Annotated in this window: 11 protein-coding genes; 7 read left to right on the top strand and 4 right to left on the bottom strand. The window is 53.8% G+C overall.

Annotated elements, in window-relative coordinates:
- Positions 1-11: 11 nt before the first annotated feature.
- Positions 12-806, top strand: a complete 795-nt coding sequence (gene ssuC, locus H5P17_RS04340; protein WP_182821483.1) for an aliphatic sulfonate ABC transporter permease SsuC — start codon at positions 12-14, stop codon at positions 804-806.
- Positions 803-1,579, top strand: coding sequence for an aliphatic sulfonates ABC transporter ATP-binding protein (gene ssuB, locus H5P17_RS04345; RefSeq protein ID WP_044549577.1), 777 nt, complete (start codon positions 803-805; stop codon positions 1,577-1,579). The genes ssuC and ssuB overlap by 4 nt, the downstream gene beginning before the upstream one ends.
- A 31-nt stretch (positions 1,580-1,610) precedes the next feature.
- Here ssuB and pepN read toward each other — a convergent pair whose 3' ends face one another.
- Positions 1,611-4,226, bottom strand: a complete 2,616-nt coding sequence (gene pepN / locus H5P17_RS04350; RefSeq protein WP_182821485.1) for an aminopeptidase N — start codon at positions 4,224-4,226, stop codon at positions 1,611-1,613.
- Positions 4,227-4,672: 446 nt separating this feature from the next.
- Here pepN and H5P17_RS04355 point away from each other — a divergent pair, with 446 nt between their 5' ends.
- The 5 genes from H5P17_RS04355 to H5P17_RS04375 all read left to right on the top strand — a co-directional run bounded on the left by H5P17_RS04355 (position 4,673) and on the right by H5P17_RS04375 (position 12,324).
- Positions 4,673-6,373 carry a GGDEF domain-containing protein gene (locus H5P17_RS04355; protein ID WP_182821487.1) on the top strand — a complete coding sequence of 567 codons (1,701 nt, stop codon included), beginning with the start codon at positions 4,673-4,675 and terminating at the stop codon, positions 6,371-6,373.
- 254 nt (positions 6,374-6,627) lie between these two features.
- On the top strand, positions 6,628-7,833 hold the full coding sequence (gene pncB, locus H5P17_RS04360; protein WP_182821489.1) for a nicotinate phosphoribosyltransferase: 1,206 nt from the start codon (positions 6,628-6,630) through the stop codon (positions 7,831-7,833).
- 226 nt (positions 7,834-8,059) lie between these two features.
- Complete coding sequence (gene asnS / locus H5P17_RS04365) at positions 8,060-9,460, top strand: asparagine--tRNA ligase (RefSeq protein WP_044549569.1); 1,401 nt, start codon at positions 8,060-8,062, stop codon at positions 9,458-9,460.
- Between the two features lie 303 nt (positions 9,461-9,763).
- Entirely contained in the window at positions 9,764-10,888 is a 1,125-nt protein-coding gene (ompC, locus tag H5P17_RS04370) for a porin OmpC (RefSeq protein ID WP_044549566.1), read from the top strand.
- Between the two features lie 245 nt (positions 10,889-11,133).
- The gene (locus tag H5P17_RS04375; protein WP_044549564.1) at positions 11,134-12,324 is read left to right on the top strand and encodes an amino acid aminotransferase; all 1,191 of its coding nucleotides are present in this window, start codon (positions 11,134-11,136) and stop codon (positions 12,322-12,324) included.
- A gap of 70 nt (positions 12,325-12,394) precedes the next feature.
- Here H5P17_RS04375 and H5P17_RS04380 read toward each other — a convergent pair whose 3' ends face one another.
- The 3 genes from H5P17_RS04380 to ldtD form a co-directional block, all read right to left on the bottom strand.
- Positions 12,395-13,042 carry an MBL fold metallo-hydrolase gene (locus H5P17_RS04380; protein ID WP_182821491.1) on the bottom strand — a complete coding sequence of 216 codons (648 nt, stop codon included), beginning with the start codon at positions 13,040-13,042 and terminating at the stop codon, positions 12,395-12,397.
- A 66-nt stretch (positions 13,043-13,108) separates the two neighbouring features.
- The gene (locus H5P17_RS04385; RefSeq protein ID WP_020826147.1) at positions 13,109-13,657 is read right to left on the bottom strand and encodes a YcbK family protein; all 549 of its coding nucleotides are present in this window, start codon (positions 13,655-13,657) and stop codon (positions 13,109-13,111) included.
- 181 nt (positions 13,658-13,838) lie between these two features.
- A complete protein-coding gene (gene ldtD, locus H5P17_RS04390; protein ID WP_044549561.1) occupies positions 13,839-15,680 on the bottom strand; it encodes a L,D-transpeptidase in 1,842 nt (613 codons plus the stop codon).
- Positions 15,681-15,728 lie beyond the last annotated feature (48 nt).

The following is a 15,728-nucleotide window of genomic DNA, read 5'->3' on the forward strand; positions in this document are numbered from 1 at the left end:
GGAGCCCCCTTATGGCGAAGGGTACACAACGCATATTGCACCGGCTGGCCCCCTGGGCATTGCCGGTAGCGCTGGTGGTTATCTGGCAAATCTCCGTCGAGGCGGGCTGGTTGTCAAACCGTATTCTGCCGGCACCGAGCGCGGTCGTCACCGCCTTCTGGACGCTCACCAAAAGCGGCGAGTTGTGGCAACACCTGACGATCAGCAGTTGGCGCGCACTGATCGGTTTTAGCATCGGCGGCAGCATTGGTCTGGCGCTGGGCTTTATCACCGGTCTGTCACGTTGGGGCGAACGCCTGTTGGACAGCTCCGTGCAAATGATCCGCAACGTGCCGCATCTGGCGCTGATCCCGCTGGTGATCCTGTGGTTCGGTATCGATGAGTCCGCCAAGATTTTTCTGGTGGCGTTAGGCACCCTGTTCCCCATTTATTTGAATACCTATCACGGTATCAAGAATATCGATCACGGCCTGCTTGAAATGGCGCGCAGCTACGGCCTGAGCGGTTTCCAGCTGTTTGCTCAGGTGGTTTTGCCAGGCGCTCTGCCGTCGATCATGGTCGGCGTGCGTTTCGCGTTGGGCTTTATGTGGCTGACGCTGATCGTGGCCGAAACCATTTCCGCCAATTCAGGTATCGGTTATCTGGCGATGAACGCGCGTGAATTCTTGCAGACCGACGTGGTGGTGGTGGCGATTGTGCTTTATGCCCTGCTCGGCAAGCTGGCGGACGTCAGCGCACAGTTGCTGGAACGCGTCTGGTTGCGCTGGCACCCGGCCTATCAACTGAAACAAGGAGAAACGCTATGACGACTCCCGCTCGAATTCCCCAAGGGACGCCGGTCACACTGGAGTCCATTGCCAAGCGCTATGGCAACCGCACCGTGCTGGACAATATTCAATTGCGCATCAGCGCGGGACAGTTTGTCGCCGTGGTCGGGCGCAGTGGCTGCGGTAAAAGCACGCTGCTGCGTCTGATGGCAGGGCTGGAAAAAGCCACCAGCGGCGCCTTGCTGAGCGGGAATGCGCCCCTTGCCAGCGCCAGAGACGATACCCGCCTGATGTTTCAGGACGCCCGCCTGCTACCGTGGAAAAAGGTGATCGACAATGTGGGCCTTGGCCTGCGCGGCAACTGGCGTGCCGATGCGTTGCAAGCGCTGGAAGCCGTCGGGCTGGCCGACCGCGCCAACGAGTGGCCGGCGGCCTTGTCCGGAGGACAAAAACAGCGAGTGGCCTTGGCACGCGCGCTGATCCACCGTCCACGCCTGTTGCTGTTGGACGAACCTTTGGGGGCGCTTGACGCCTTGACGCGGATTGAAATGCAGGGATTGATTGAAGGGTTATGGCAACAGCACGGTTTCACCGTATTGCTGGTGACGCACGACGTCAGTGAAGCCATTGCGCTGGCGGATCGCGTGATTTTGATTGAGGAAGGCCGTATCGGCTTGGATCTGACCGTCGACCTGCCGCGCCCACGGCGCAAAGGGTCGGTCAAACTGGCAGAGCTGGAAGCCGAGGTGCTGGACAGAGTATTGTCTCCGCCCTCCCCCTTAAACCAGGCCACACGCCGTGCAGCAAATTAAAAAAGGGACGGCATACCGTCCCATTTTAGACTTACGCGTCGAGCGCCTTGGTGATTTTCTCGAACAGGTCGCCGGACAAATTCTCCAGCCCTTTCAACTGTTCAAGCGCTTTGCGCATTAACGCCTGGCGCGAAGCATCGTAGCGTTTCAAGCGGATCAAAGGTTCGATCAGGCGAGCCGCAATCTGCGGGTTACGCTGGTTCAAATCGCTGAGGATTTCCACCAGGAACTGATAGCCACTGCCGTCCGCCGCATGGAACGCCGCAGGGTTGGCGGAAGCAAAGCCCCCAATCAATGAGCGTGTGCGGTTTGGATTGCTCAGGCTGAATGAACGGTGTTTCAGCAACCCACGCACTTTGGTCAGCACGTCCGCCGCCGGGCTGGTCGCCTGCAGCACAAACCACTTGTCCATCACCAGGCCATCCTGGTGCCAGCGTTCGTCAAAGGCCGACAGCAGCGCGTCGCGGCAAGGCAATTGCGCCGCCACCGCAGCGGCCAGTGCCGCCAGTGAATCGGTCATATTATCCGCCTGGCGATACTGCTCCGTGACCAATCGATCGGCCAGCGTTTCATCGCCAAAGGCCAGATAGCCCAGGCACACGTTGCGCAGCGCGCGCTTCGCGATGTCGGCATGTTCAACCCGGTAGCCGTCGGTCTTGTTGGCGTGATAAACCGCCAGCCACTCATCGGCCATTTCCTTCGCCAGACAGCGGACGATCGCTTCGTGCACCACGGCGATCGCTTCAGGATCGATGGTGGCAAACAGCTCAGCAATTTCACTTTCTGAAGGCAACGTCAGGATCTGCGCAGCCAGCGCCGGATCCAAATTCTCGTCCAACAGTACGGCGCGGAAAGCATCAACAACGTGCAGCGGCAGCGACAACGGCTGCTGTTGCTGATGTTTGGCGACGTTCAGTTTGATGTAAGTCGCCAACAGGCTCTGTGCCGCATCCCAACGGGCAAACTCATTGCGCGCATGCTGCATCAGGAAGGTCAGTTGCTGATCGCTGTACGGATAATCCAGTTTAACCGGCGCGGAGAACTCACGTAGCAGGGACGGTACCGGCTTGTGCGCCACGCCATCGAACACAAAGGTCTGCTCCGCTTCGGTGACGTTCAGCACGTTATTGATCGCCGACCCGTTTCTCTGCAAGGCAATCACGTTACCTTGCGCGTCGTACAGTTCGATATCCAGCGGAATATGCAGCGGCAGTTTTTCCGGCTGATCGGCGGTCGGCGCGGTTTTCTGGCTGACGTGCAAACGGTACTGTTGGTGCTCGGCGTCGTATTCGTCGCGTACCGTCAGCAGCGGCGTACCGGATTGGCTGTACCAGCGGCGGAACAGAGACAGGTCAACATTGGACGCATCCTCCATCGCCTGAACGAAATCATCGCAAGTTGCCGCACTGCCGTCATGGCGTTCGAAGTACAGCTGGATCCCCTTCTGGAACTGTTCTTCGCCCAGCAGCGTATGCATCATGCGGATCACTTCAGAACCTTTCTCGTACACCGTCAGGGTGTAGAAGTTGTTCATTTCGATCACTTTGTCCGGACGAATAGCATGCGCCATTGGGCTGGCATCTTCGGCGAACTGCGCACCGCGCATAACGCGCACGTTATCGATACGGTTGACCGGGCGTGAGCCCAAATCGGAACTGAACTCCTGATCGCGAAATACCGTCAGCCCTTCTTTCAGGCTGAGCTGGAACCAGTCCCGGCAGGTCACGCGGTTGCCGGTCCAGTTGTGGAAATATTCGTGGCCAATCACCGCTTCGATATTCAGGTAATCCTTATCGGTGGCGGTTTCGGCTTTCGCCAGCACGTATTTGGAGTTAAAAATATTTAACCCTTTGTTCTCCATCGCCCCCATGTTGAAGAAATCGACCGCGACGATCATATAAATATCGAGATCGTACTCCAGGCCAAAACGGGTTTCGTCCCATTTCATCGAGTTCTTCAGCGAGGTCATGGCCCAGTCGGCGCGATCCAGGTTGCCGCGATCAACGAACAACTCCAGCGCCACTTCGCGACCGGAACGGGTGGTAAAGCTGTCGCGCAGTACGTCGAAATCACCGGCCACCAGCGCAAACAGATAACAAGGTTTTGGGAAAGGATCTTGCCACTGCACCCAGTGACGCCCATCTTCCAGTTCGCCCTGACCTACGCGGTTGCCGTTTGACAACAGGAACGGGTAACGCGCCTTGTCGGCCACGATGCGAGTGGTAAACCGCGCCAGCACGTCCGGGCGGTCGAGATAATAAGTAATGTGGCGGAAACCTTCGGCTTCACATTGAGTACACAGCGCTTCGCCGGACAGATACAGCCCTTCCAGCGCGGTGTTTTTGGCCGGATGGATATCATTGACAATGGTCATGGTAAATTGTGCCGGCAATTGCTCGATAACCAGTTTGTTATCCTGCAACTGATAGGCTGTCCACGGCTGACCGTCGATCTCAATGCTCACCAGCGTCAGATCTTCACCGTTCAACACCAGCGCCGCATCGGCAGCGCCCTGGCGTTTGATTTTGCTGACGGCAGTGACGCGAGTGCTCTCTGCATCCAACTCAAAATTCAGGTCAATATCAGTGATGGTGTAATCTGGCGCGCGATAATCGTGGCGATACTTCGCCTGTGGCTGTTGTGTCATAAAAACCCTTTGACGTCTCAGTGAGTTACAGGTGCCAGGCTTTCATCTTTGGTGTATTTCGCCATGGGAAAAGAGCAGAAATTTCGATGAGCCCGATTGTAAATAAACTGTATCACAGCTAAAAAAAAAACCCAGAGATGCCGGGGCGCCGGAGCGGAGAAATCGGAGGTGGATCGTCATCCTGTCGAAGAATTGCCCACGCCATCAGGCTCCTTCACCTGATGCGGCATCAAATTCAGCATTAAATGCTAAAGATGCCCTGCGGGGTCGCACGTATTCCAGATGAGAACATTGACGTCAAAAGTACGAACTTACCCTATCTCACGGGGCAGCCTTTCCCGTTCGGCGGCACTTTGCAGGCAATCCCACCGGTTGGGTATAGCCAAGACAGGCTGGGAGACTCAGTGATATAATTAGCAGATCGGGCTCAAGGACGCATAGCGCATATGAAAGTAAAATATCTGATCTATTTTTTTACCTTTGCCCTGATGTCCTCATTTGCTCTGTTTATTTCCGATGAGCTAGTCGAGGCTAATACCGACTATCGCGACAACCGACTTAACCTGTACAAAATTACCCGCGCCAAAGAGATTTCAGCGGCTTTTCAGGCCACGTTATTGGCGCACCGTTTAAAACGCTTGAGCCTGGTTGATCCGCATATCACTCCGCAACAGTGGCAGGATGCCGACCGCGTAGCGCGCGAAAAAATCGCCCAGTTTCGCCCACACATCGACAGTAAAATATCGCAACAACTCGGCATTCGACAAAAAATCGCCGCGCTTTCCATGCTCAATCTGATGGAACAACTGCTAAATAATGACAACCTGCAGCTTTCTCACGTGAACGATGTCAACGCCAACCTGTTTAACATCAACAGCGCCTACTATATTTCCCAGGCCAGCAAAAGTTATTACCGTTATAGCTACGATAACCGCATGGTCGATGCCGACTCGTTTTTGTTTCTGGAAGCCATGCGGTTGAATAATCGGCTGAATATGTCTGTCACCGAGCTGATCGACCAGGTCATTGACGTCAATACCAACCAGCGGGAGCGCAAAGATGCTTATCTGAAAGCCGTTCAGCTCACCGGGGTATTGAGTGCGTTAAACAGCCGGCTGATTTTTATGAAACTGACCTATAACGATGTGCAAACCACCACCCTGGTCAATGAGATCCTGGCACAGCTGTCCGCCAACCAGACCAGATTCATTTCCGAAGGGTTATACCATGCCGTTAATACTCATACCCCCTATCCCGCCGACTCGATTTACCAGTATGTTAAAAACCTGAGCGAACTTTCGCAGCGGCTTTATCAGCGCACCTTTGAAATGGAAATTGCGGCGTCAAAGCATAAGATTTACCACAGCCAAACCGCTATTTACGGCATGATTTCCCTTGCCGGTCTGATTGCGCTGTTTATTTTTCTGCCCACGCTGGTGTATTGCTCAAATATCAGCCGCTGGCTGACGAAAACCCATAACAATATTTTACGGCTGTCACGCGGCAATATGAATATCGACCGCAATGAGGTGTTCTACGCTCAAGAATTGATGGCCATCAGCGACGCCATTAAACAGCTCAAGCAGTACCAGTTGGAAAAAGTGACGTTGGAAAATGAAAAACATCTGCTGATCAAAGAGCTGGAGGCGTCCTCGTTCCTTGATCCTTTGACCAACATCTATAACCGCCGTAAGTTCTTCCTCGAATGCGAATCGTTGGCCGCAGGCAGCTATCCGTTGGCCTTTTGCCTGATTGATATTGATAATTTCAAAAGCCTCAATGACACCTACGGCCATCATGTGGGTGACCTGGTTCTGGTGGCGTTTGGCAAGCTGCTGCAAAGCACCTTCCGATCCAGCGACATTTTCTGTCGCTATGGTGGTGAAGAATTTGCCGTGATCCTCGGTAACTGTACGCTGGAGAATGCGCGGGAAGTGATGTCACAGCTACGCGAACGCACTCATAGGTTCAGCCTGACATTAACCGATGGCCAAAACGTCCGCTTTACCACCAGTTGCGGCATTGCCCAGGTACGCGATATCCGTTTGTTGCCAACGGCGATCAAGCAGGCGGATGAAGCGCTCTATTTTTGCAAGAAAAACGGTAAAGACCGGATAGGCATTCATACCCAGAACGGTTTTATCTGAATTGTTGTTTAAAATAATTAACATTATAATTTTTATGACTAATTAGGCTAAGTCATTCACCTTACAGGCTTATCTGACTTTTCTGTCGGTATCTTGATGGCAAGCAGAGATAAAGGCACGTTTAATCCTCGACCGGCTCCGATGAATTGTGGTGTGATGCAGCTTCAATAACAGGATAATCCGGGTATACTCCCCCCACTTTTTATGATTATCCGGATTTGGACACGCGCCTGACGAGGATGCAGTAACGCGCTATGACTCAATACGCCTCCCCGATTTTGACATCACTGCTTGATACTGATGCTTATAAGCTTCATATGCAGCAAGCAGTGTTCCATCGCTATCCTGCTATCAGCGTGGCGGCGGAATTCCGCTGCCGCGGTGACGAGCTGCTTGGCGAATATGCCGACGAGATCCGTACCCAGATCGCACTGATGAGCCAATTGGCGCTGACAGACGCTGAGTTCAACTATCTTTCCGGGCTGCCTTTCTTCCGCGAAGATTATCTGAACTGGCTGCGCGAGTTTCGCTACGATCCGCAACAGGTTCAGATTGAAAATCATGCAGGCAAGTTGCACATCCGCATTGCCGGTCCCTGGCGTGAAGTGATCATGTGGGAAGTCCCTCTGCTGGCCGTGATCAGTGAGGTGGTGCACCGTCACCGCTCCCCGGAGGTCACGCCTGAGATGGCCGTCGCTCATCTGCGTAGCAAACTCGAGCATTTTAAAGCCATGAGCGCTGACGTGGATATTTCTCGCTTCAAACTGATGGACTTCGGCACCCGCCGTCGCTTCTCGCAAAGCGTGCAGCAGGCGATTGTCAGCACCTTGAAAGACGAATTTCCTTATCTGGTCGGCACCAGCAACTACGATCTGGCCCACCAACTGGGGCTCGCTCCCGTGGGTACCCAAGCTCACGAGTGGTTCCAGGCGCACCAGCAGATCAGCCCGGTATTGGCCAACAGCCAACGCGCAGCGCTGCAAGCCTGGCTGGATGAATACCCGGACCAGCTTGGCATCGCGCTGACCGACTGCATCACCATGGACGCCTTCCTGCGTGATTTCGGTCCGCAGTTCGCCCAGCGTTATCAGGGCCTGCGCCATGATTCGGGCGATCCGTTCGAATGGGGCGAGAAAGCCATTGCGCATTATCAGAAGCTGGGCATCGACCCCATGAGCAAAACGCTGGTGTTCTCCGACAATCTGGAGTTGGACAAGGCGATGGCGCTCTACCGTCGTTTCCACCAGCGCGTCAATCTGGTATTTGGTATCGGTACCCGTCTGACCTGCGATATCCCAGGGGTTAAACCGCTGAACATCGTGATCAAGCTGGTCGAATGCAAAGGCAAGCCGGTGGCTAAACTTTCCGACAGCCCGGGCAAGACCATCTGCCAGGATCAAGCCTTTGTGAAAGCCTTGCGCAAGGCCTTCGATTTACCGCTGGTGAAGAAAGCCAGCTAAGCCCCACAGCCCTGCCAACGCGAAAAAACCGGCTGAAGACCTCATGCCGGCTTTTTTCTTCTTTATAAGAGACTTCGCCGTGCTCCCTTTTCGCTCAGAGCCAAGAAATGTTGCACCAATCCGGCGATTTCTGCTTGTGCTCTGCACCGCGGCAAGTAACATAGCAACATCCCCATATTCTTGGGTTGTAAGCTATTTCTAAACCAAATTATTAAGAGAGAAATCTATGAGCGTAGTGCCTGTAGTCGACGTACTGCAAGGCCGTGCTGCGGTTGACAGTGAAGTCACCGTGCGCGGTTGGGTGCGTACCCGGAGAGATTCTAAAGCTGGTATCTCCTTCCTGGCCGTCTATGACGGTTCCTGCTTTGATCCGTTACAGGCCGTCGTTAATAATTCTCTGCCGAATTATCAGGATGAAGTGCTGCATCTGACCACCGGCTGCTCGATTGAAGTAACCGGCAAAGTGGTCGCCTCTCCTGGCGAAGGTCAGAGTTTCGAGCTGCAGGCGACCGAGATTAAAGTGGTCGGTTGGGTTGACGATCCTGATACTTACCCAATGGCAGCCAAGCGCCACAGCATCGAATACCTGCGCGAAGTGGCGCACCTGCGCCCACGCACCAACCTGATCGGTGCCGTGGCTCGCGTGCGTCACACTCTGGCGCAGGCGATTCACCGTTTTTATCACGAGAACGGCTTCTTCTGGGTTTCCACTCCGCTGATCACCGCTTCCGATACCGAAGGCGCCGGCGAAATGTTCCGCGTTTCCACGCTGGATCTGGAAAACCTGCCGCGCACCGATAAAGGCGCGGTCGATTTCAGCCAGGACTTTTTCGGTAAAGAAGCGTTCCTGACCGTTTCCGGCCAGTTGAACGGCGAAACCTATGCCTGTGCGTTGTCGAAAATTTACACCTTCGGCCCGACTTTCCGCGCCGAAAACTCCAACACCAGCCGTCACCTGGCCGAGTTTTGGATGATCGAGCCGGAAGTTGCCTTTGCTGACCTCGAGGATATCGCGGAACTGGCAGAGAAAATGCTGAAGTATGTATTCCAGGCCGTATTGAACGAGCGTATGGATGACATGCAGTTCTTCGCAGAACGCGTAGACAAAGATGCAATTGATCGCCTGAAGCGTTTTGTTTCTTCCGACTTCGCTCAGGTTGATTACACCGAAGCGGTGGAAATCCTGATCGCCTCTGGCCAGACTTTCGAAAACCCAGTTTCCTGGGGTATCGATCTGTCTTCCGAGCATGAGCGTTACCTGGCCGAGAAACACTTTAAAGCGCCGGTGGTGGTGAAAAACTACCCGAAAGACATCAAAGCTTTCTATATGCGGATGAACGACGACGGCAAAACCGTTGCGGCGATGGACGTGCTGGCCCCGGGCATTGGCGAGATCATCGGCGGTGCTCAGCGTGAAGAACGTCTGGACGTGTTGGATCAGCGCCTGGAAGCCATGGGCCTGAATAAAGAAGATTATTGGTGGTACCGCGATCTGCGTCGTTACGGCACAGTGCCACACGCCGGCTTCGGTTTAGGTTTTGAGCGTTTAATCGCCTACGTAACCGGTGTGCAAAACGTGCGCGACGTGATCCCTTTCCCACGCACACCACGTAATGCAACCTTTTAATTAATCAGATAATACATTTTCTAGTTAATTTAGTTACAAAACCAAGGCCAGCTTAGCTGGCCTTTCGCATTTTTTAATATTGACGAGCGTCACAAAGTTCCGTGAATATTACATTTAGTTACAAATATTTTCTTTTTGAAACCTCATTAGGACATTGGTAGCATTTTCGTTCTAGATAAACCTGCCCGTGAATGGAACACTGCGTGCAGACACAGGACGACACCAATCTATCAACAATAGTTCCAAAAGAATTATTGGCGGCAGTGGCAAAGGTGTCCGAATAACACCAATGAGGGTAATATAATGATGAAGCGCAATATTCTTGCAGTGGTAATCCCAGCTCTGTTAGCCGCTGGTGCAGCTAACGCTGCTGAAATCTACAACAAAGACGGCAACAAACTGGATCTGTACGGTAAAGTTGACGGTCTGCACTACTTCTCAGACGACAAAGGCAATGACGGCGATCAGACCTATGTTCGTTTCGGCTTCAAAGGTGAAACCCAGATTACTGACCAACTGACCGGTTACGGCCAGTGGGAATACAACGTTCAGGCTAACCACTCTGAATCTCAAGGCACCGAAGGCACCAAGACTCGTCTGGGCTTCGCTGGTCTGAAATTCGCTGACTACGGTTCATTCGACTACGGCCGTAACTACGGCGTACTGTACGACGTGGAAGGCTGGACAGATATGCTGCCAGAGTTCGGTGGCGATACTTATACCTACACCGACAACTTCATGACTGGCCGTACCAACGGCGTTGCTACCTATCGTAACAACAACTTCTTCGGTCTGGTTGACGGTCTGAACTTCGCCGTTCAGTACCAAGGCAAGAACCAGAACGATGGCCGTGACGTCAAGAAACAAAACGGCGACGGCTGGGGTCTGTCTTCTACTTATGACATCGGCGAAGGCATCAGCGTAGGTGCAGCATACGCTTCTTCCAACCGCACCGATGATCAAAAACTGCGTTCTAACGAACGTGGCGACAAAGCTGATGCATGGACCGTTGGCGCGAAATACGACGCTAACAACGTTTACCTGGCAGCTATGTACGCAGAAACTCGTAACATGACTCCATTCGGCGGCGGCAACTTCAGCTCAACCTGTAATGCATCTACCGATTGCGGCGGCTTCGCCAGCAAAACTCAGAACTTCGAAGTGACTGCTCAGTACCAGTTCGACTTCGGTCTGCGTCCAGAAGTTTCTTACCTGCAGTCTAAAGGTAAAAACCTGAACGTCCCAGGCGTGGGTTCTGACCAGGATCTGGTTAAATATGTTTCTGTTGGTACCACTTACTACTTCAACAAAAACATGTCTACCTATGTTGATTACAAAATCAACCTGCTGGACGACAACGAGTTCACTAAAGCCACTGGCACCGCTACCGATGATATCGTAGGTGTTGGTCTGGTTTACCAGTTCTAAGTTGTCTCACTTAACGACGGTTCACCGTCGGGTAAGTTAAAAAACAGGGCTTCGGCCCTGTTTTTGTTTTTGCGCTACGCGTAAATTTTTATCCTGCCAATGCCCCCTTCTTCCTCATTTTTTATGCTGAATCTGCGCCCTTCACAAGATCGCTGTGTTTTTCTCGCAAACGGTTGGCAAAGCGCATAACTGGCGCTACCCTGATGCTTCTGTCTGCTTAACTCCGAGCCATGGAAGCACCTGACATGTTTGAAAAAATCACTGCTGCACCTGCCGATCCGATTCTGGGTCTGACCGACATTTTCCGCGCCGACGCACGCCCGAACAAAATCAATTTGGGCATTGGCGTTTACAAAGACGAAACCGGCAAAACGCCGGTGCTGACCAGCGTGAAAAAAGCTGAGCAGTATCTGCTGGAAAATGAAGCCACCAAAAACTATCTCGGCATTGAGGGCATCCCCGCTTTCGCCAACTGCACGCAAGAACTGCTGTTCGGCAAACAAAGCCCAATCATTGCCGACAAGCGTGCGCGCACCGCGCAAACGCCTGGTGGCACCGGCGGCCTGCGTGTGGCAGCTGACTTCATCGCCAACCAGACCAGCGCTAAACGCATCTGGATCAGCAACCCAAGCTGGCCGAACCATAAAAACGTGTTCGGCGCCGTCGGCCTGGAAGTGCTGGAATATGCCTACTACGATGCGGCTAATCATGCGTTGGACTTCGATGGCCTGCTGAACAGCCTGAAACAGGCTCAGGCAGGCGATGTGGTCCTGTTCCATGGTTGCTGCCATAACCCAACCGGTATCGATCCTACGCCAGAGCAGTGGGCTCAGTTAGCCGAGCTGTCTGTGGCTAACGGCTGGCTGCCGCTGTTTGACTTTGCTTACCAGGGCTTTGCGAAAGGTCTGGAAGAAGATGCGCAGGGCCTGCGTATTTTCGCCGCCAAGCATCAGGAACTGATCGTGGCCAGCTCGTACTCGAAGAATTTCGGCCTATACAACGAACGTGTCGGCGCCTGTACTCTGGTGGCCGCAGATGCGGATACCGCTGATCGCGCCTTCAGCCAGGTGAAAGCAGCCATTCGCGCCAACTACTCCAACCCGCCGTCACACGGTGCCGCGGTGGTTGCGACCATCCTGGGTGATGATGCGCTGCGCGCGCTGTGGGAGCAGGAGCTGACCGATATGCGTCAACGCATTCACCGCATGCGTCAGCTGTTCGTGAATACTCTGCAGGAGAAAGGCGCAGAGCAGGACTTCAGCTTTATCATCAACCAGAACGGCATGTTCTCGTTCAGCGGGTTGACCAAAGAACAGGTACTGCGCCTGCGTGACGAATTTGGCGTTTACGCCGTTAACTCCGGCCGGGTTAACGTCGCAGGCATGACGCCAGACAATATGGCGCCGCTGTGTGAAGCCATCGTCGCCGTGCTGTAAAGCTCAGGGTTCCAAATAAGCAAAAGGGGCGCTCAATGCGCCCCTTAGTTATTTCTGCCGGGAAATAACCTTACCAGATGGCCGGTTCTTCTCGCAGGAACGGATTGGTTTCACGCTCTTGACCGAAGGTAGACATCGGACCATGACCTGGGATAAACGCCATGTCATCCCCCTGTGGCAGGAGTTTGGTGCGAATCGAGTTGATTAATGCCTGGTGATCGCCACGGGGGAAGTCGCTGCGACCCACGCCACCGTTAAACAATACGTCACCCACCAGCGCCAATCGCGCCTGCTCATTAATAAACACGATATGGCCAGGAGTATGGCCGGGGCAATGCAGTACCTTGAGCGTCATCTCGCCCACCTGCACGCTGTCCCCTTCTTCCAGCCAGCGAGTTGGCGTCAGAGGCGCACACTCTTCCAGACCAAACATCCGGCTTTGCGCAGGCAGACCATCCAACCAGAAAGCGTCTTCCTTGTCCGGACCGTAGATCGGCACCTGATAGTGTTCCGCCAGCTCAGCCGCTGCCCCTACGTGATCGAGATGGCCGTGCGTCAACAGGATCTGCGTGACCGTCACGCCCTGTTGAGCAATTTCGACCTTTAACTTTTCCGCTTCGCCGCCGGGATCGACCAATGCCGCCTGTTGGGTACTCTCACACCAGATCAGGCTGCAATTCTGACTAAAAGCGGTAACAGGAATAATTTGGTATTTCATAAGGCTCCAACGACAACAGCGCCACACCCTGACGGGCTGGCGCTACTCACTTATGGTGCACAGCGATTACCAGGTCCGCACCGGGCCGGTATCGATGTGTACAAAGTTGCTACGTGGGTAATATCCTACACCACCGGCGCTCATTTTTAACGCCGCTTTGCGGATATTGCTCAACTGGATGCCTTCGATATGGAAGTCCATCGCCTGGCCCTTGGTATGATAGCTGTGCTTGGCCACACCGCGGCTGCGTTCACGCAGCTCATTGTTGGTGTCCAGGGAACGATAACCTGAAACCAACTGTACCGGTTTGTTGGTGCCCAACAGCCCCTGCAGGCGATAGAGGTGATCAAATAGGCGAGGATCGATTGACTTGACTTTATTGGCTCGATAATCACGGAAGAGATGATTAAGACGAACTAATTCGTCTTTATTATATCCCTTGCCGTCGAAGAATTCGGCTTTCAAGGATTCGCCCGTATGCATATTATTGACGACAAGAATACGCGGGCGCGAAGTAGAAAGACTGGCAAAGGCTTGCCCAGGGAGCAGCGCTATGCCCACAGCGGCGCTACCTAACGCCAGCCACTTACGGCGATGATGATCAATTTTGTCCATGTTTCTGTTAAACCCGGCAAGAATATCAAAATATATGCACAAAACAGCGCACTGCCTGAACCATAACCGCCCACACTGATTGAGTCAACCCGTGATATCCCGCGGTTTGCAGGCACTCACGGAATGAGTGCCTGCACCATGGCCCGATATTCTGACCGTTATTTATTTATAATTACTGCATTTATTGCATTAATTTTTCGGCCTGAGCCAAAATTTGTGCACCCGATCTCACCGTATCATCGTAATTGTAAATATCTGTACGGAATTGTGGCTTTCCATCATCAGAGACCCAGGCGGTTAAATAATACAATTTAACCGGAATATGTTGGCGGATATTTACGTAAGTGGTATTTCCCTGTTTTAGGGTCGAGGAAACGCGGGTATTGTTCCAGCCCGCATCCTGCAACAGCATATTCGCTAAATCCGAAGCCTTGTTGACACGTACGCAACCCGAGCTCAGGGCACGTATGTCTTTCTGGAACAGGTTATGGTTCGGCGTGTCGTGCAAGTAGATAGCGTCCGAACTCGGCATGTTGAATTTGAAACGCCCCAGCGAGTTGGTCGCCCCCGGAGCCTGGCGGATCCGGTATGGGAAGTTACGGGCCGACACCATATTCCAGTCGATCATGGCCGGGTTGATCACCTCAGCATCGTTGCTCCAGCCGGAAAGCACGGTATAACCGTGTTTTTGGAAGTAGCTGCCGTCGCGCATCGCCTTCGGCACAATATCTTCGCGCACCAGCGTGGTCGGCACGTTCCACGGTGGGTTAACCACCACATTGTTCAGCGCACTGTTCATCAACGGCGTCTTGCGGCTGGGCCGCCCAACGATCACCCGTGAAGAAAGCACCTCATTGCCGTTCAGGTAATAGGTCAACGAGTAGTTGGGAATATTGACCATAATTCCGGTGTCGACGCGGCCGGGAAGAATGCGTAAACGCTGGATGTTCAGCGCCAACAGCGAAGCACGCATTCGCGGCGTCACGTTAAGCCATTCGCGGGTACGTACGCCAATCACGCCATCGGCGCTCAACCCCTGCCATTTCTGGAAGCGCTTAACGCCTTCAACCAAATCGGCGGTATAGCGATTGTCCGTGACCGTGACCGGACTCTCCTGCTGCTGGCTGAACGGCGATTGTGGTGACGGCGCCAGGTCTTTTACCGGCGCGGCGGCCGGGCTGACTACCGCGCTCTGAGCCTCGCGATTTTTCTCTTCATCTACCGATAAGCCACCGTCATCCGGCTCATTGCGCGAACCGGTCAACACCGCTGGCGGCTCTTGCGCCTCTACCGGCGCGGCGGAAGTGGTCAGCATACCGTTGCGCGCCAGGATCTCGCGCAAGGCAGGAATATCATCGCTCAGTTGATCGGGGCGCAAACTCGGGCCATTCGCCATCTGTGGCCATGGGCGCCCATCGGCCAGCATGTCGCGTAATGCCTGATGCATCTTGGCGTATTGCGGGTGCTGCGGTGCCAGCGAGGTGACATAGGGCACCGTTTTACCCTGACGCACCGCCAACTGCCACTGGTTAATCACCGTATTGGGCGGCAAACCGAGCTTGTAGGGAATGTTGCTGTACAGCCAGCTGTTGCCGTTGGCGCCGATCGACGAAACGAACTGCAAATACCCCAACATCGCATCAGACAGTACGACATCGCGGGCTACACCGGTAATGGCGGGATTGGTCAGCAATTTCACCCATTGCGTAAACTGCGGCTGCACGCCAGACATCGCCAACTCGGCCAGCTGCTGCTGAAATTGCTGGACCGCTTCGCGATCCTGCCACATCAGCTGCATCCGGTTCGCTGCGTACAAAGGAGCAAGCGTTGAAAGATAATGTGGCGTAATGCCTTTGGGCAACGCCGCGAGCAATTCCGAACGACTTTGCGCAACTGACATACCGGAAGACGCCACCGGGAATGCAGGAACGGTTGCCCATACGGGTAACGACGACGCAAGACCACATGCCATTGCGCAACTCAACGCCAAACGTCGTACCTTGTTTCCATTTCTAAGCAACATCCATTGCCCCCTGTATGCTCACAAAAAATACAACCAAGACAGCTTATT

The sequence above is a fragment of the Serratia sp. OS31 genome (genome assembly GCF_014164835.1).
Lineage (GTDB): Bacteria > Pseudomonadota > Gammaproteobacteria > Enterobacterales > Enterobacteriaceae > Serratia > Serratia liquefaciens_A.

Bases quoted from the DNA above. Each gene is read 5' to 3' on its own strand.
- ssuC (WP_182821483.1), top strand. From the start codon at position 12: ATGGCGAAGGGTACACAACGCATATTGCACCGGCTGGCCCCCTGGGCA.
- ssuB (WP_044549577.1), top strand. From the start codon at position 803: ATGACGACTCCCGCTCGAATTCCCCAAGGGACGCCGGTCACACTGGAG.
- pepN (WP_182821485.1), bottom strand. From the start codon at position 4,226: ATGACACAACAGCCACAGGCGAAGTATCGCCACGATTATCGCGCGCCA.
- H5P17_RS04355 (WP_182821487.1), top strand. From the start codon at position 4,673: ATGAAAGTAAAATATCTGATCTATTTTTTTACCTTTGCCCTGATGTCC.
- pncB (WP_182821489.1), top strand. From the start codon at position 6,628: ATGACTCAATACGCCTCCCCGATTTTGACATCACTGCTTGATACTGAT.
- asnS (WP_044549569.1), top strand. From the start codon at position 8,060: ATGAGCGTAGTGCCTGTAGTCGACGTACTGCAAGGCCGTGCTGCGGTT.
- ompC (WP_044549566.1), top strand. From the start codon at position 9,764: ATGATGAAGCGCAATATTCTTGCAGTGGTAATCCCAGCTCTGTTAGCC.
- H5P17_RS04375 (WP_044549564.1), top strand. From the start codon at position 11,134: ATGTTTGAAAAAATCACTGCTGCACCTGCCGATCCGATTCTGGGTCTG.
- H5P17_RS04380 (WP_182821491.1), bottom strand. From the start codon at position 13,042: ATGAAATACCAAATTATTCCTGTTACCGCTTTTAGTCAGAATTGCAGC.
- H5P17_RS04385 (WP_020826147.1), bottom strand. From the start codon at position 13,657: ATGGACAAAATTGATCATCATCGCCGTAAGTGGCTGGCGTTAGGTAGC.
- ldtD (WP_044549561.1), bottom strand. From the start codon at position 15,680: ATGTTGCTTAGAAATGGAAACAAGGTACGACGTTTGGCGTTGAGTTGC.